Here is a 16,756-nt window from a genome sequence, read left to right on the forward strand (position 1 = left end):
ATGGATCGAGGTGTCTTCATCGCGAGCAAGCTCGGCTCCCACACAGGCTCGCTTCCCACAGAGGTTCTGTGGTGTTTGTAGGCTTTCTCCATCAGGCATAATCCGCACTAATCCAAACAACAAGGACGCGGCCCCGTGAGTTCAGTAAACAAATCGATTTTGTTGGTCGACGACGACCAGGAGATTCGCGAGCTGCTGGACACTTACCTCAGTCGGGCGGGGTTCCAGGTGCGGACCACACCCGACGGCGCCGGGTTTCGCCAGGCGTTGAACGACGCGCCGAGCGATCTGGTGATCCTCGACGTGATGCTGCCCGACGAAGACGGTTTCAGCTTGTGCCGCTGGGTTCGCCAGCACCCGCGCCAGGCCCACGTGCCGATCATCATGCTCACCGCCAGTTCCGACGAGGCCGACCGGGTCATTGGCCTGGAACTGGGGGCCGATGATTATCTCGGCAAGCCGTTCAGTCCGCGTGAATTGCAGGCGCGCATCAAGGCCCTGTTGCGCCGGGCACAGTTCGGCCAGGAGCGCTCCGGCGGTGAGGTGCTGGCCTTCGACGAGTGGCGGCTGGACATGGTCAGTCATCGGCTGTTCCACACCGACGGGGAGGAAGTGATTCTCTCCGGCGCCGATTTCGCCCTGCTCAAGCTGTTTCTCGATCATCCCCAGGAAATCCTCGACCGCGACACCATCGGCAACGCCACCCGGGGCCGGGAGCTGATGCCCCTGGACCGGATCGTCGACATGGCGGTCAGTCGCCTGCGCCAGCGCCTGCGTGATACCGACAAGCCGCCGCGGCTGATCCGCACGGTGCGCGGCAGTGGTTATCAACTGGCGGCCAACGTGGTTGCCAGCAATGGTCATTGACTGGGCCAGGAAAGTCGCCCGGCGGGTGCCGGTGCCGCGCTCGCTGCTCGGAAGGATGCTGTTGCTGACCTTGCTGGTGGTGTTGTTCGCCCAGACGCTGTCCAGCGTCATCTGGGTGTCGCAACTGCGCGCCACCCAGCTTGAAGGCCTGATCACCAGCGCCCGCAGCCTTGCCCATTCGATGACGGCCAGCGTCAGCTACCTGCGTTCGTTGCCGGTGGCGTACCGGCCGCTGGTGCTGGACCAATTGCGCAGCATGGGAGGTACGCGGTTTGTCGTTACGCTCAACGACAAGCCGCTGGGCATGGAGGTGCTGCCGGTCACGCCGCGCAAGCTGGCGGTGCTCAAGGCAGTGGACGAAGTGCTGCGCAAGTCGCTGGGCAATAACGCCGATATTTCCGTGACCTTTGTCAGCCCCGACGACCTGCGGATTTTCAACGGCGGACTGAAACTCGAGGAGTTGCCGCGCTCGTGGGCGCACTACGCCTTGACGCTGGAGCCTGTGAACCCGCCGGTGCTGGTCACGCAGATCCAGATGGCACCGGGCGAATGGTTGTACATCGCCTCGCTACTGCCTGAGCCCTATACCAGTCTCGAAGAGCAGGACTTGCCCAAGCAACAGGTCGGCTTCATCGTGCTCACCAGTAGCCTGTTGCTGCTGTTCATCGGCTTGCTCGTGCACTGGCAGAGCCGGCCGCTAAAGCGTCTGGCCCGAGCGGCGCGGGACATGTCCCTGGGCGCCGAAGTGGAGCCGGTTGCCGAAGGTGGCGGCAGCGAAGTGGTGGAAGTGGGCAGGGCATTCAATGCCATGCGTGAGCGCATCAGCCGCTACCTGACCGAACGCAGCCAGTTGTTCAGTGCGATTTCCCACGACCTGCGCACGCCGATCACGCGCCTGCGGCTACGGGTCGAATTGCTCGAGGATGAGAACCTGCAAGCCAAGTTCGGCCGCGACCTGGACGAGTTGGAGTTGCTGGTCAAAGGGGCGCTGCAATGCGTCAAGGACACAGACATCCACGAAAACATCGAGCCGGTGGATCTCAATCATGTGCTCGATTGCCTGGTGGAACCTTACCTGGCTCCCAATGGCAACGGCCGTGTTACTCAGGATGGCCGGGCGCTGGCGCCTTATCCCGGCAAGCCGCTGGCTCTCAAGCGCTGTATCGGCAACCTGATCGACAATGCCTTGAAATACGGGCAGAACGCCCACTTGCACATCGACGACGATGAAACCTCGTTCATCCTGCACGTTGACGATGAAGGTCCGGGCGTGCCGGAGCAGCGTCTCGAGCAGGTTTTCGAGCCGCACTTCCGTCTGGCCGGGCAGCAGCAGGGGTATGGCCTGGGGTTGGGTATCGCCCGCAACATCGCCCACAGCCATGGGGGTGAAGTGAGCCTGCAGAACCTGCGCGAGGGCGGGTTGCGGGTGACGTTGCAACTGCCTCGCAGTGTCGATTAGCGAGACCGCGTTATCGTTCATCGCGAGCAGGCTCGCTCCCACAAGAGCACTGCGGCGTTCACAATTTCTGTGTCCACCATCGAACCCTGTGGGAGCGAGCCTGCTCGCGATGGCGCCAGTCGTTTCACCTGTTTTGTAACGGGCTGGTGACATAACTCGCCCCTTTCGTTACCTGCCTTCCGCCATCCCTTGTTTAGACTCCCTGCGTCAAAACAACAAAAAGGTATGCCTGATGGACACCTTCCAACCGGGCTTCAGCAGTTGGCTGAACGCCCCTGCCCACCAGCAATGGCTCGCCGCCGAAGGCTTGCGGTTGCTGGCGTTCGCCAAGGCGTCAAGGCTGCCGGACGGTTTCGGCAATCTGGACGAGCGCGGTTGCCTGCCGACCGGGGCCCGGGCTGAAACCATGAACACCGCGCGCATGACCCACAGCTTCGCCATGGCTCACGCCCAGGGCCTGCCGGGTTTCGCCGAACTGGTGGACCACGGCATCCAGGCCCTCGGCGGCCCCTTGCGGGACGCCGAATACGGCGGCTGGTTTGCCACGACACAACCCCATGATGACGACACCGGCAAAGCCGCCTACCTGCATGCTTTTGTGGCCCTGGCCGCGAGCTCCGCTGTCGTGGCCCAGCGTCCCGGCGCCCAGGCGCTGCTGGACGAGGCCGTACGGATCATCGACGCGCATTTCTGGAGCGAGGAGGAAGGCGCCCTGCGCGAATCCTTCAACCGTGACTGGAGCGTCGAGGAAGCCTATCGCGGTGCCAACAGCAACATGCACGCCACCGAAGCCTTCCTGGCCCTGGCCGATGTCACTGACGATCCGCGCTGGCTCGCCCGTGCGCTGCGCATCGTCGAGCGGGTGATCCACGGCCATGCGGCGGCCAACGATTATCTGGTGGTGGAGCATTTCGACCGCCACTGGCAGCCGCTGCGCGAATACAACCATGATAATCCCGCCGATGGCTTCCGTCCGTATGGCACCACGCCGGGCCACGGCTTCGAATGGGCCCGCTTGCTCTTGCATCTCGAAGCGGCTCGGGTGCGGATCGGTATGCTGACCCCGGGCTGGCTGCTCCAGGACGCGCAGAAACTGTTCGAGCAGAACTGCCGTCACGGCTGGGATGTCGATGGCGCGCCTGGCATTGTCTATACGCTGGACTGGGACAATCGCGCGGTGGTCCGCCATCGCCTGCACTGGGTCCATGCCGAAGCGGCGGCAGCTGCCAGCGCCTTGCTCAAGCGCACCGACGAGGCACAGTACGAAACCTGGTACCGGTGCTTCTGGGAGTTCTGTGAGAAGCACTTCATCGACCGTTGCAACGGCAGCTGGCACCACGAACTCGATCCGCAGAACCGCCCCAGTGCCGATATCTGGCCAGGCAAGCCGGACCTGTATCACGCCTGGCAGGCGGTGCTGATTCCACGCCTGCCCCTGGCGCCGAGCATGGCCTCGGCCCTGGCGCAATTCTGCGCTCCGGCGACCGTGTAACCATGTCGTGACATTTACGCATCCCTTCGTTACCTGCGAAGGGAATGCCCCTGATTAGAATCCATGCAGCGCAAGCAACAGACTTGCATGCATAACAACAAGAAAGGTACTCAGATGAACGCGATTAATCGCCTCGCAGTTGCTGTCTCCATTGCCTCGTTGTTTCCCCTCAGTGCTTTTGCCGCCGACTCGAAAGGGACGGTGGAAGTGGTGCATTGGTGGACCTCGGGTGGTGAGAAGGCGGCTGTTGATGTCCTGAAGGCCCAAGTCGAGAAGGACGGTTTCACCTGGAAAGACGGTGCCGTCGCGGGCGGTGGTGGTGCCACGGCCATGACTGTGCTGAAAAGCCGCGCAGTCGCCGGCAACCCGCCAGGCGTTGCCCAGATCAAAGGTCCTGACATCCAGGAATGGGCGTCCACCGGGCTGCTCGACAGCGACGTCCTCAAAGACGTTGCCAAAGAAGAGAAGTGGGACTCCCTTCTCGACAAGAAAGTCTCCGATACCGTGAAGTACGAGGGCGATTACGTGGCCGTGCCGGTGAACATCCACCGGGTCAACTGGCTGTGGATCAACCCGGAAGTCTTCAAGAAAGCCGGCATCACGAAGAACCCTACCACCCTCGAAGAATTCTATGCCGCTGGCGACAAGTTGAAGGCGGCCGGTTTCATTCCGCTCGCCCACGGTGGTCAGCCTTGGCAGGACAGCACCGTGTTCGAAGCCGTGGTGCTTTCGGTCATGGGAGCCGATGGCTACAAGAAAGCCCTGGTCGACCTGGACAACGCTGCGCTGACCGGTCCTGAAATGGTCAAGGCCCTGACCGAACTGAAGAAAGTCGCAACCTACATGGATGCGGACGGCAAGGGTCAGGACTGGAACCTCGAGGCGGCCAAGGTCATCAACGGCAAGGCCGGCATGCAGATCATGGGTGACTGGGCCAAGAGCGAATGGACAGCCGCCAAGAAAGTCGCCGGCAAGGACTATGAATGCGTAGCCTTCCCGGGCACCGACAAGGCCTTCACCTACAACATCGACTCCCTGGCGGTGTTCAAGCAGAAAGACAAGGGCACTTCTGCCGGTCAGCAGGACATTGCCAAGGTCGTACTGGGTGAAAACTTCCAGAAGGTCTTCAGCATCAACAAGGGTTCGATCCCGGTTCGTAACGACATGTTGAAGGACATGGGCAAGTACGGTTTCGACTCCTGCGCCCAGACCGCTGCCAAGGACTTCCTGGCTGACGCCACGACCGGCGGCTTGCAGCCGAGCATGGCGCACAACATGGCGACCACATTGGCGGTACAAGGCGCGTTCTTTGACGTAGTGACCAACTACATCAACGACCCGAGTGCCAGCCCTGCCGACACTGCCAAGAAACTCGGCGCTGCGGTCAAGTCCGCCAAGTAACGGTTAATACCTGGATCCCTGGGAGCGAGCCTGTGGGAGCAAAGCTTGCTCGCGATGAACGATAACGCGGTCCGTCGAAAGACCGAGGCGTTTTCATCGCGAGCAAGCTCGGCTCCCACACAAGCGGCTCCCACAAGGGATGTCACTGTAGTTTTCAAGTAGTGGATTTCCCCATGAGCTCTGTTGCTGTGTTCAGCAAAGCCTCGCCGTTCGATGCACTGCAGCGCTGGCTTCCAAAACTGGTGCTGGCGCCCAGCATGTTCATCGTCCTGGTCGGCTTTTATGGCTACATCCTGTGGACGTTTCTTCTTTCGTTCACCAACTCGACTTTCCTCCCCACCTATAAATGGGTCGGCCTGGCGCAATACGCCCGGTTGTTCAACAACGACCGCTGGTGGGTCGCGAGCAAGAACCTTGCGGTGTTCGGTGGCATGTTCATTGGCATCACCCTGGTGATCGGCGTACTGCTGGCCGTTTTCCTCGACCAGCGTATCCGTCGCGAAGGTTTCATCCGCACCATTTACCTGTACCCGATGGCGCTCTCCATGATCGTGACCGGTACCGCCTGGAAGTGGCTGCTCAACCCGGGCATGGGCCTGGACAAACTGGTGCGTGACTGGGGCTGGGAAGGCTTTCGCCTGGACTGGCTGATCGACCCGGATCGCGTGGTGTATTGCCTGGTGATCGCCGCTGTGTGGCAAGCGTCGGGCTTCATCATGGCAATGTTCCTGGCCGGACTGCGGGGTGTCGATCAATCGATCATCCGTGCTGCACAGATCGATGGCGCGAGCATGCCCAGGATCTACTGGAAAGTGGTCCTGCCGAGCCTGCGTCCGGTGTTTTTCAGTGCCGTGATGATCCTGGCGCACATCGCGATCAAGAGTTTCGACCTGGTGGCGGCAATGACTGCCGGCGGCCCGGGCTATTCGTCCGACCTGCCCGCCATGTTCATGTACTCCTTCACCTTCAGCCGCGGCCAGATGGGCATGGGTTCGGCCAGTGCGATCCTGATGCTCGGTGCGATCCTCGCGATCATCGTGCCTTACCTGTATTCCGAGCTGAGGGCCAAGCGTCATGACTAGTCTCGCCACCAAACCTGGCATCAGCCTGAGTCGCATCGCGATCTACGCAGTGCTGATCCTCGCCGTACTGCTTTACCTGGTTCCGCTGGTGGTCATGCTGTTGACCAGCTTCAAGACCCCGGAAGATATCAGCACCGGTAACCTGCTGAGCTGGCCGACTGTGGTCAGCGGCATTGGCTGGGTCAAGGCCTGGACGACGGTCAACGGTTACTTCTGGAACTCGATCAAGATCACCGTTCCGGCGGTGCTGATTTCCACCGCCATCGGTGCACTGAACGGCTACGTCTTGTCGATGTGGCGCTTCCGCGGTTCGCAGCTGTTCTTCGGCCTGCTGCTGTTCGGTTGCTTCCTGCCGTTCCAGACCGTGCTGCTGCCGGCTTCCTTCACCCTCGGCAAGATGGGCCTGGCCAGCACCACTACTGGCCTGGTGTTCGTGCACGTGGTGTATGGCCTGGCGTTCACCACGCTGTTCTTCCGCAACTACTACGTCAGCATTCCCGACGCGTTGGTGAAGGCGGCGCGACTGGACGGTGCGGGGTTCTTCACCATCTTCCGCATGATCATCCTGCCGATGTCGACGCCGATCATCATGGTCTGCCTGATCTGGCAGTTCACGCAGATCTGGAACGACTTCCTGTTCGGCGTGGTGTTCTCCAGCGGCGATTCGCAACCCATCACGGTGGCGCTGAACAACCTGGTCAACACCAGTACCGGGGCCAAGGAATATAACGTTGATATGGCGGCGGCGATGATCGCCGGGCTGCCGACCCTGCTGGTCTATGTGGTCGCAGGCAAGTATTTCGTGCGCGGGCTGACGGCCGGCGCAGTCAAGGGGTAATCATGGCAACGCTCGAACTTCGCAATGTAAACAAGACTTACGGCGTCGGTTTGCCCGACACCCTGAAGAACATCGAACTGTCGATCAAGGACGGTGAATTCCTGATCCTGGTCGGGCCATCGGGCTGCGGCAAGTCGACGCTCATGAACTGCATCGCCGGCCTGGAAACCATCACTGGCGGCGCGATCATGATCGGCGACCAGGACGTCAGCGGCATGAGCCCCAAGGATCGGGACATCGCCATGGTGTTTCAGTCCTATGCGCTGTACCCGACCATGAGCGTGCGCGAGAACATCGAGTTCGGCCTGAAGATCCGCAAGATGCCGCAATCGGCCATCGATGAGGAAGTGGCCCGGGTTGCCAAGCTGTTGCAGATCGAGCATCTGCTCAATCGCAAGCCCGGTCAGCTCTCTGGCGGGCAGCAGCAGCGCGTGGCCATGGGACGTGCCCTGGCGCGGCGGCCGAAGATCTACCTGTTCGACGAACCACTGTCCAATCTTGACGCCAAGCTGCGGGTCGAGATGCGCACCGAAATGAAACTGATGCACCAGCGCCTGAAGACCACCACGGTCTATGTGACCCACGACCAGATCGAGGCCATGACCCTGGGTGACAAGGTGGCGGTGATGAAGGACGGGATCATCCAGCAGTTCGGTACGCCAAAGGATATCTACACCAACCCGGCCAACCTGTTCGTGGCGAGCTTCATCGGGTCACCGCCGATGAACTTCATCCCCCTGCGTCTGCAACGCAAGGACGGGCGTCTGCTGGCCCTGCTTGACAGTGGCCAGGCCCGTTGCGAGTTGCCGCTGGGCATGCAGGACGCCGGCCTGGAAGACCGTGAAGTGATCCTCGGCATGCGTCCGGAACAGATCGCGCTGGTGGGCAGCGAGCCGAGCGGCTTGCCGACCATTCGTGCCGAGGTCCAGGTCACCGAGCCCACCGGCCCGGACACCCTGGTATTTGTCAGTCTAAATGACACCAAGGTTTGCTGCCGCCTGGCGCCGGATGCGGCGCCGCAGGCCGGGGAGAGCATGACGCTTCAGTTTGACCCGCAAAAAGTATTACTATTTGATGCGCAGACCGGTGAGCGCCTGGGTATGGCTGGTCAGGCGCAAGCCCAGGAGCGGGCGCCGAACGTGGCGCAGTTCAAGGGGCGCTGAAAGATCAATGTGGGAGCGAGCCTGTGGGAGCAAAGCTTGCTCGCGAAGAACGATAACGCGGTCATCCAAAAGACCGAGGCGTCTTCATCGCGAGCAAGCTCAGCTCCCACCCAGGCTCGCTCCCACAAAAAGAAGTATGCGGTGGGTGGGGGACTGCCCACCGCAATCGTTGTAAACCGCGTTAGAAAAATAAAAACAGTTAATAACAATAAAGACGAGGAATGTAGGGATGAAGAAGAAAAACAATGCCCAGCTTATCTGCCAGTTATCCGCCGTTGCGGCGATGATGCTGGCCGGTAGCGCGCACGCTGCCGACGCGTTCAGCGCCGACTCGCAGTGGATGACGGGTGACTGGGGTGGTGAGCGGACCAAGCTGATCGAGCAGGGTATCGACATCAAGGCTGACTACGTCGGTGAGGTGGGTGGCAACCTGCACGGAGGCTACAACAACGACAAGACCGCGCGTTACGCCGACCAGTTTGGTCTGGGCGTGGCACTGGACCTGCAAAAGCTGTGGGGCTGGGATAACACCCAGGCCAAAATCCAGTTGACCAACCGTAACGGCGAAAACATTTCCAACGACCGCGTCGGCGACCCGCGTGCCGGCACCTTGAGTTCCTCCCAGGAAGTCTACGGCCGTGGCCACATGGTCCGTCTGACCCAACTGTGGATCAAGCACCAGTTCCTCGACGGCAAGCTGGACGTCAAGGCCGGTTACTTCGGCGAAGGCGAAGACTTCAACACCTTCCCTTGCGAATTCCAGAACCTGGCATTCTGCGGCTCCCAAGTGGGTAACTGGGCCACCGGCATCTGGTACAACTGGCCCGTCATGCAGGCTGCGCTGCGCGTGAAGTACAACATCACGCCTGAGTTCTATGCGCAGATCGGCGCCTACAACCAGAACCCTTCGCAGCTGGAACACGGCAACGGCTTCAAGCTCAGCGGCAGTGGTACCAAGGGGACCGTGATCCCGGTCGAGCTGGTCTGGTCGCCGAAGGTCAACAGCCTGCCGGGCGAATACCGTGTCGGTTACTACAAGAGCACGGCCGATGCCAATGACGTCCGTGAAGACGACAATGGCAATGACGCCGCGACCACCGGCAATGCCTATCGCAGCCATAACAGCAAGCACGGCTATTGGTTCGTGGCGCAGCAGCAACTCACCACCCACAACGGTGATGCGTCCCGCGGCCTGAACATCGCAGCCAACGCGACCTTCCACGACAAGGACACCAACGTCGTCGACAACTACCAGTCGCTGATGTTCGTGTACAAGGGGCCGTTCGATGCGCGTCCTAAAGATGACATCGGCATCGGCTTCTCCCGTATCCATGTCAACGAGGATGTGAAGAAAAACGCCGAGCTGACCAACGCTGCCAATGGTGTGACCGATTACAACGATCCACTGTTCGCGCCGCTGCGCAGCACCGAGTACAACTACGAGCTCAACTACGGTGTACACGTCACCAACTGGCTGACCGTACGTCCCAACCTGCAATACATCACCCACCCAGGTGGCGTGGATGAAGTGGACAACGCGCTGGTGGCCGGCCTGAAAATTCAGTCGGTGTTCTAACGTTGTTGCGATAAGCTCCTCTCTATGTGCGCATATTTGCGGACAGCCAAGGCTGTCCGCTTTTTTTTGGGATGTTCCCGCGCCGAGAGGTCATCTGTGGGAGCAAGGCTTGCCCGCGATGAAGCTGAATGCGATTTGCCCAAGAGCCGAGGCGCCAAGATTTTCTCCCACAGCAGGCTCCCTCGCCATAAAAACGCGCTGTACCCGTTGAATATTGAATGATTTCCAGGACCGCGGCCCATGCATGAGCATCCGCTACAACGCTTTTTCAGATCCTTGCGCGAGCGCCCGGTGTTTGCGTGGGAGCGCTATCGACAGCGCGATGTGCTGGTGATCGACCATCCACTGTGCCAGGCGGTGTTCAGTCGCCAGGGCGCGCAGTTGCTGCACTTCCAGCCGCGTGGGCAGAAACCCTGGTTGTGGTGTGCGGCCAAATGGCCCCAGGTCGGGGCGATACGGGGTGGGGTGCCGGTGTGCTGGCCGTGGTATGGCCGTCATCCGAGCGAAAACGCCTGGCCGTCCCATGGTTGGGCGCGGTTGATCGACTGGAAGCTGCTGGACAGCCGCAGCGACGACGATGGCGTGCATTTGCATTGGCAATTGCAGTTGTGCGACTGGCAGGTGGACTTGCACGCGGACCTTGGCGAGCGCATGGAGCTGCGCTTGAGCACCGAGCATCAAGACAGCCTGCCGTGCCAGTTGAGCCAGGCATTGCATGCCTATTGGCGTATTGGTGATGTTGGCGAGGTAGCGCTGTCCGGGCTCGAAGGTGCGCAGGGTTACGACCATCTGAACCGCGCAGTCTGTCAGCAGCAAGGCGAGTTGCGGGTCGAAGGGGGCTGCCAGCGGGTGTTCCAGCACGAAGGGGAATTGCAGCTCAGGGACCACGCCTGGCAGCGAGCACTGTGCATCGATACCGGCGACAGCGCCGACACGGTGGTGTGGCATCCCGGTACCCGGCCACTGCTGGGGGTGAGCTGGGATGAAGTCAGTGAGTTTGTCTGCGTCGAAGCGGCCAGCGGCGGCACCGACAGCCTGTGCCTGGCGCCGGGGGAGCGGGCGCACCTGAGTTTGCAGGCGCGGGTGGGGGCATAGTCCAAAGCGTTGGGTGCGGCAACTGGCCCTATCGTCGGATCGCTGCCCGGAGCAGGCTCGCTCCCACACTGGATCTGCTTCGAACACAATTATTGTGTCCAGTGAAGATCCATTGTGGGAGCGAGCCTGCTCGCGATGACGATCTGTCAGGCAATAAAGCACTGGAGCCCTATCAGTTGAACTCATCCCCCACCGGATACCGGCTGGCATTCAGGCTTTCCTTGATCTTGCGCAGGTGAGGCTGGAAATCCACGCCCCGACGCAGGGTCATCCCGGTGGCGAGCACATCCAGCACTGTGAGCTGGATGATCCGCGAGGTCATCGGCATGTAGATGTCGGTGTCTTCGGGGAGCGGAATATTCAGGCTCAGGGTGCTGGCCTTGGCCAGGGGGGAGTTTTCAGCGGTGAGGCCCAGTACCGAAGCGCCGTTTTCCCGGGCAATACGGGCCACCTCAACCAGTTCGCGGGTGCGGCCGGTGTAGGAAATGATCACGAACAGCTCACCGGTGTGGGCTACCGACGCGATCATGCGCTGCATCAGCACGTCTGCATGGGCGGTCACTGCCAGGTTGAAGCGGAAAAACTTGTGCTGGGCATCCAGCGCCACCGGGGCCGAGGCGCCAAGGCCGAAGAAGTGGATCTGTCGGGCCTGGATCAGCAGGTCCACGGCGCGACTGATCAAATTTGGATCAAGTGCCTGGCAGGCGCTGTCCAACGAAGCAATGGCACTGCCAAAGATTTTCTGGGTGTAGGCTTCGGGGTTGTCGTCGGCCTCTACCGCGCGGCTGACATAAGCGGCGCCGCTGGCCAGGCTCTGGGCCAGTTGCAGCTTGAGCTCCGGGTAGCCGCTGACGCCGAACGACCGGCAGAAGCGGTTGACCGTAGGTTCGCTGACCGACGCAGCCTGGGCGAGGGCGGCGATGCTGAAGCGGGTGGCCTGTTGTGGGTTGAGCAGGATCACCTCGGCCACCTTGCGTTCTGCCTTGTTCAGGTCTTCAAGGCGACTCTGGATCTGCTCCAGTAAATTTCGCACGCGGTCCATAGAGAATTCCTAGAAAGACGGGTCTTTGATACGACCCTTTGCGGTGACCTATCCTACTGATGGCTCCGACGGACCACCACTCGGAATCGGTATTTTTGGAAAATGTTGTGGTTATTACTACATTTTTCCTTGAGTGATGCCTTAAAAAAAGGTATTTGTAGCCTAACTTGATAAAAGAACAAACATCATGCCTTCGATAACGGTTGAACCGTGCACCTTTGCCTTGTTCGGCGCGCTGGGCGATCTGGCCCTGCGCAAGCTGTTTCCTGCCCTTTATCAACTTGACGGCGCCGGCCTGCTGCATGAGGACACGCGAATCATCGCGCTGGCCCGGGAGCCCGGCAGCGAGCAGCAGCACCTGGCGTTCATCGCCACGGAACTGCGCCGCTACGTAGGCGACAAGGACCTGAACGAAACCGTCGTCGAGCGCTTCATGGCGCGGCTGACTTACCTGCATGTGGACTTCCTCAAGGCCGACGACTATGTCGCCCTGGCCGAACAGATTGGTGCTGCCCAGCAGGTCATTGCCTATTTTGCCACGCCAGCGGCGGTGTACGGATCGATCTGCGAGAACCTGGCGAAGGTCGGCCTGAGCGAAAACACCCGTGTGGTGCTGGAGAAACCCATCGGCTCGGACCTGGAATCCTCGCGCAAGGTCAACGACGCCGTGGCGCAGTTCTTCCCGGAGAACCGCACTTATCGTATCGACCACTACCTGGGCAAAGAGACGGTTCAGAACCTGATCGCACTGCGGTTCGCCAACAGCCTGTTCGAAACCCAGTGGAACCAGCATTACATTTCCCACGTGGAAATCACCGTGGCCGAGAAGGTCGGCATCGAAGGCCGCTGGGGCTATTTCGACAAGGCCGGACAGCTGCGGGACATGATCCAGAACCACCTGTTGCAGCTGCTCTGCCTGATCGCCATGGACCCACCGGCGGAACTGTCCGCCGACAGCATCCGTGACGAGAAGGTCAAGGTGCTCAAGGCATTGGCACCGATCAGTCCGGAAGGCCTGACCACCCAAGTGGTGCGCGGCCAGTACATCGCCGGCCACAGCGAGGGCAAGGCGGTTCCGGGTTACCTGGAAGAGCCCAATTCCAACACCCAGAGCGATACCGAGACCTTTGTCGCCCTGCGCGCCGACATTCGCAACTGGCGCTGGGCCGGGGTTCCGTTCTACCTGCGTACCGGCAAGCGCATGCCGCAGAAGCTGTCGCAGATCGTCATTCACTTCAAGGAACCGTCCCACTACATCTTCGCCCCCGAGCAGCGCCTGCAGATCAGCAACAAACTGATCATCCGCCTGCAACCGGACGAAGGGATTTCCCTGCGGGTGATGACCAAGGAGCAAGGTCTGGACAAGGGCATGCAGTTGCGTAGCGGTCCTTTGCAACTCAACTTTTCCGACACCTGGCGTAGCGCGCGGATTCCCGATGCCTACGAGCGGTTGTTGCTGGAAGTCATGAACGGCAATCAGAACCTGTTTGTCCGTAAAGATGAAATCGAAGCCGCGTGGACGTGGTGTGACCAGTTGATCGCCGGATGGAAAAAGTCCGGTGATGCGCCCAAGCCGTACGCGGCCGGGTCCTGGGGGCCGATGAGCTCCATCGCACTGATCACGCGGGACGGGAGGTCATGGTATGGCGATATCTGAAATGAAACTGCCCGAGGGCGTCAGCGCCCTGGCGTTCAAGAACCCGGTGCTGTTGGCTGAAGGCCTGGCATTGAAAGTGGCCGAGCAACTGCGTGAGGCGATCGACGCGCGTGGCACGGCGGTCCTGGTGGTGTCCGGCGGTCGCAGTCCGGTGGCATTTTTCCAGAGCCTGGCCAAGCAGGCGCTGGATTGGTCGAAGGTGGTGGTGAGCCTGGCGGACGAACGCTGGGTACCGGTTGAACATGCCGACAGCAATGCCGGTCTGCTCAAGCGTTATCTCTTGCAAGGCGCGGCAGCCAAGGCCCAGTTCCTGAGCCTCTACAGCGCCAGCGCCAACCTGGAGGCTGCCGCCGAGCAAGCGGATCGCCTGCTGGCCGAGCTGCCGCCCATCGATGTGCTGATATTGGGCATGGGCGATGACGGGCACACCGCCTCGCTGTTCCCCTACAGCCCGAACCTGGCCGCAGCCTTGGACATCCAGGGGGCTCGTCGGTGCTGGCCAATGCTGGCGCCGACCGTGCCGCACCAGCGCTTGACCATGAGCCGTGCCTTGCTGGCCTCGGCGAAGCACAAAGTGCTGTCGATTTCCGGTCAATCGAAATTGACCACCCTGAACGCTGCGGTGGCCGGTGACAACGTCGCCGAAATGCCGATCCGCGCGTTTCTGCAACCTACGTTAGAGATTTACTGGTGCCCATGAACCAAGGATCAGCCGCTATGACAACTCTACCCCCGACCGTTTCCATGGCGGACAAAGTTACCCTGATCGATGACCTGTGCGCCAAGGCGCGGATCCTGCCGGTCATCACCATCGCTCGTGAACAGGACATCCTGCCGCTGGCTGATGCCCTGGCGGCCGGTGGCCTGACGGCGCTGGAAGTGACCTTGCGTTCCCAGTTCGGCCTCAAGGCCATTCAGGTGTTGCGCGAGCAACGTCCAGAGCTGGTGACCGGTGCCGGTACGGTACTCGACCGCCAGATGCTGGCGGCTGCCGAGGCGGCCGGTTCGCAATTCATCGTGACCCCAGGCATCACCCGTGACCTGCTCGAAGCCAGTGTCGACAGCCCGATCCCGTTGCTACCGGGCATCAGCAACGCGTCCGGCATCATGGAAGGCTACGGCCTGGGCTATCGCCGCTTCAAATTGTTCCCGGCGGAAGTCAGTGGCGGTGTCGCCGCCATCAAGGCCCTGGGCGGCCCGTTCGGCGAAGTGAAATTCTGCCCGACCGGCGGCGTCGGCCCGGCCAATATCAAGAGCTACATGGCGTTGAAAAACGTGATGTGCGTGGGCGGTAGCTGGATGCTCGATCCGGAGTGGATCAAGAACGGCGACTGGGCCCGTATCCAGGAATGCACCGCCGAGGCACTGGCGCTGCTGGACTGATTGTTTTTCCGAACTTCGTTGGGTGTTCTACGGCTTTACGGTGCGCTTGGTCGGCGCGCCGTTTTTTTTTGCCTGGTTTTTGGCCGAACACTGATTGGTGTTGGGAGCACTCTGTGGCGAGGGGATTCATCCCCGTTGGGTCGCGCAGCGGCCCCATTTTTTTTGCAGGGCTGTTGCACAGCCCTGCGGGGCGGTGCGACGTTTCGCTAAATCCCCTCGCCACAGGGGGCTGTGCAGGCTATGTGCAGCTCAGCTCGATCAAGGCCCGGGTAAGCCGCTCGATATCACTCGCCAGAGTGATCAGTCCCGGCGTGATACGAATACAGGGCCCTGCACTGGTGTCGCGCACCACGGTGAAAATCCCATAGTCGTTGAGCAATCGATCCGCCATCGCCTGCTGATCCGCCTGGGTGGTAAAGCGCATAGAGGTAATGCCGCAGTAGAGTCGCCGATCATCCGGGGTCATGACTTCGATACCCGGTAGATCGCGCACCGCGCTGACCCACAGGTCGCGCAAGTAGCAGAGACGCGCCCCTTTGGCGAGGGCGCCGCCCAGGGCGCGGTGTTCTTCGAACACCAGGGGCAGGGTCAGCAGGGCCGGAATATTCGGCGTGCTGTGGGGCGTGCGCGAGCGGATGTCGTTCGCCGGGTAATGGCTGTCGTCCATGTCCGGATCGATATCGGCCAGGCGTTCTGGGGCGATGTACAGGAAGCCCAGGGCCAGGGGGCCGCCGATCCATTTCTGCAGATTGAATCCGGCGAACGGGATACCCATTTTTGCCAGGTCGAAATCGATCTGGCCCAGGGCGTGGGCGCCGTCGAGGATGATGTCGACATCGAACTCCCGAGCCGCTTCGGCAATGGCCTGTACCGGCATCACCAGCCCGGTGAGGTGGTTGACGTAGGTCAGCGCCATCAGTTTCAAGCGCGGGTAGCGAATGAACGCTTCCCGGTAGGTCCCCAACAGACTCTCGAAACTGGCCGGGTGCTGGTGAACCAGTTCGATCAGTTCCACGCCACGCTGGCGGGCCAGCCAGCGCATTGCGTTCTTGACCGACTGATATTCCAGGTCACAGATCAACACCTGGTCGCCAGGCTTCAGGCCGTTGTAATTGCGAATCAACGATTGCAGGGCGTCCACGGCACTTCGGGTCAACACCACGGTTTGCGCGGGCGCCTTGATCAACTCCGCCACTTGGCGGCGAATCGCCTCGCCCTGTTCTCGGTCGAAATGCTGGCGCACATACACCGAGTTGCTGCGGTTGATGAAATCGATGTTGCGCTGGTACTCCTCGACCACGGTCCGCGACATGCGCCCGAAGTAGCCATTCTCCAGGTTCAGAGGTCCATCAGGGGGGGCGTCGTAGCGGTCGACAAAGGTCTGCCAGAAAGCTTCATCGTGGGCGCGCAGGGTATTCTCGGGCATGGGAGGGCTCAATCAGGGGCGGGGCTTGGGTTTACCGTGCTTGACGCGCAGGGGGTCGAGCAGGTCTGACAGACCGTTGTGGTCGATTTCCTGCATCAATGCCAGCAAACCGCCCAACTCGCCGTGGGGAAAACCTTCGCGGGCGAACCAGTTCAGGTATTGACCCGGGAGATCGGCCAGGATTCTGCCTTTGTATTTACCGAAGGGCATCTGGCGCGTGACCAGCAGTTCGAGGGTTTCCGGGTTCATGGCAAATGTCTTGAATCAAACAGGTT

General features: G+C 60.9%; 15 protein-coding genes. 12 read left to right on the forward strand and 3 right to left on the reverse strand.

The window, feature by feature from the left end; genetic code table 11:
* The first annotated feature begins 135 nt into the window (after positions 1–135).
* The 9 genes from QZH45_RS07780 (at position 136) to QZH45_RS07820 (ending at position 10,973) form a co-directional block, all read left to right on the forward strand.
* On the forward strand, positions 136–867 hold the full coding sequence (locus QZH45_RS07780) for a response regulator (protein ID WP_024776388.1): 732 nt from the start codon (positions 136–138) through the stop codon (positions 865–867).
* Positions 857–2,326: an ATP-binding protein gene (locus tag QZH45_RS07785; protein WP_055135115.1), complete on the forward strand. Its 1,470-nt coding sequence runs from the start codon at positions 857–859 to the stop codon at positions 2,324–2,326. The genes QZH45_RS07780 and QZH45_RS07785 overlap by 11 nt, the downstream gene beginning before the upstream one ends.
* 232 nt (positions 2,327–2,558) lie before the next feature.
* A complete protein-coding gene (locus QZH45_RS07790) occupies positions 2,559–3,818 on the forward strand; it encodes an AGE family epimerase/isomerase (protein ID WP_024776390.1) in 1,260 nt (419 codons plus the stop codon).
* Positions 3,819–3,932: 114 nt separating this feature from the next.
* Positions 3,933–5,219, forward strand: coding sequence for an ABC transporter substrate-binding protein (locus QZH45_RS07795; protein WP_024776391.1), 1,287 nt, complete (start codon positions 3,933–3,935; stop codon positions 5,217–5,219).
* A gap of 173 nt (positions 5,220–5,392) precedes the next feature.
* Positions 5,393–6,301: a carbohydrate ABC transporter permease gene (locus QZH45_RS07800; RefSeq protein WP_024781174.1), complete on the forward strand. Its 909-nt coding sequence runs from the start codon at positions 5,393–5,395 to the stop codon at positions 6,299–6,301.
* Positions 6,294–7,139 carry a carbohydrate ABC transporter permease gene (locus QZH45_RS07805; RefSeq protein WP_024781175.1) on the forward strand — a complete coding sequence of 282 codons (846 nt, stop codon included), beginning with the start codon at positions 6,294–6,296 and terminating at the stop codon, positions 7,137–7,139. The genes QZH45_RS07800 and QZH45_RS07805 overlap by 8 nt, the downstream gene beginning before the upstream one ends.
* 2 nt (positions 7,140–7,141) lie before the next feature.
* Positions 7,142–8,302 carry an ABC transporter ATP-binding protein gene (locus QZH45_RS07810; RefSeq protein ID WP_053192829.1) on the forward strand — a complete coding sequence of 387 codons (1,161 nt, stop codon included), beginning with the start codon at positions 7,142–7,144 and terminating at the stop codon, positions 8,300–8,302.
* Positions 8,303–8,531: 229 nt separating this feature from the next.
* The gene (locus tag QZH45_RS07815; RefSeq protein ID WP_053192830.1) at positions 8,532–9,878 is read left to right on the forward strand and encodes a carbohydrate porin; all 1,347 of its coding nucleotides are present in this window, start codon (positions 8,532–8,534) and stop codon (positions 9,876–9,878) included.
* A gap of 240 nt (positions 9,879–10,118) precedes the next feature.
* Positions 10,119–10,973, forward strand: a complete 855-nt coding sequence (locus QZH45_RS07820) for a D-hexose-6-phosphate mutarotase (protein WP_024781178.1) — start codon at positions 10,119–10,121, stop codon at positions 10,971–10,973.
* Between the two features lie 172 nt (positions 10,974–11,145).
* Here QZH45_RS07820 and QZH45_RS07825 read toward each other — a convergent pair whose 3' ends face one another.
* Positions 11,146–12,006: a MurR/RpiR family transcriptional regulator gene (locus QZH45_RS07825; protein ID WP_171057240.1), complete on the reverse strand. Its 861-nt coding sequence runs from the start codon at positions 12,004–12,006 to the stop codon at positions 11,146–11,148.
* 196 nt (positions 12,007–12,202) lie between these two features.
* Between QZH45_RS07825 and zwf the strand changes: the two genes are divergently transcribed.
* Genes zwf through QZH45_RS07840 form a run of 3 tightly spaced genes read left to right on the forward strand, consistent with a single transcriptional unit; the run spans position 12,203 to position 15,055 of the window.
* Positions 12,203–13,672 carry a glucose-6-phosphate dehydrogenase gene (zwf, locus tag QZH45_RS07830; protein ID WP_024781179.1) on the forward strand — a complete coding sequence of 490 codons (1,470 nt, stop codon included), beginning with the start codon at positions 12,203–12,205 and terminating at the stop codon, positions 13,670–13,672.
* Entirely contained in the window at positions 13,659–14,372 is a 714-nt protein-coding gene (gene pgl, locus QZH45_RS07835; RefSeq protein WP_055135992.1) for a 6-phosphogluconolactonase, read from the forward strand. Before zwf ends, pgl begins: the two co-directional genes overlap by 14 nt.
* A 17-nt stretch (positions 14,373–14,389) precedes the next feature.
* The gene (locus tag QZH45_RS07840; protein WP_024781181.1) at positions 14,390–15,055 is read left to right on the forward strand and encodes a bifunctional 4-hydroxy-2-oxoglutarate aldolase/2-dehydro-3-deoxy-phosphogluconate aldolase; all 666 of its coding nucleotides are present in this window, start codon (positions 14,390–14,392) and stop codon (positions 15,053–15,055) included.
* A gap of 238 nt (positions 15,056–15,293) precedes the next feature.
* Here QZH45_RS07840 and QZH45_RS07845 read toward each other — a convergent pair whose 3' ends face one another.
* The gene (locus tag QZH45_RS07845) at positions 15,294–16,481 is read right to left on the reverse strand and encodes an aminotransferase class V-fold PLP-dependent enzyme (protein WP_024781182.1); all 1,188 of its coding nucleotides are present in this window, start codon (positions 16,479–16,481) and stop codon (positions 15,294–15,296) included.
* Between the two features lie 12 nt (positions 16,482–16,493).
* Entirely contained in the window at positions 16,494–16,730 is a 237-nt protein-coding gene (locus tag QZH45_RS07850) for a DUF3820 family protein (RefSeq protein ID WP_024781183.1), read from the reverse strand.
* Positions 16,731–16,756: the final 26 nt, after the last annotated feature.

Origin of the sequence: Pseudomonas corrugata, from assembly GCF_050920615.1 — a bacterium.
Taxonomy (GTDB): Bacteria; Pseudomonadota; Gammaproteobacteria; order Pseudomonadales; family Pseudomonadaceae; genus Aquipseudomonas; species Aquipseudomonas corrugata.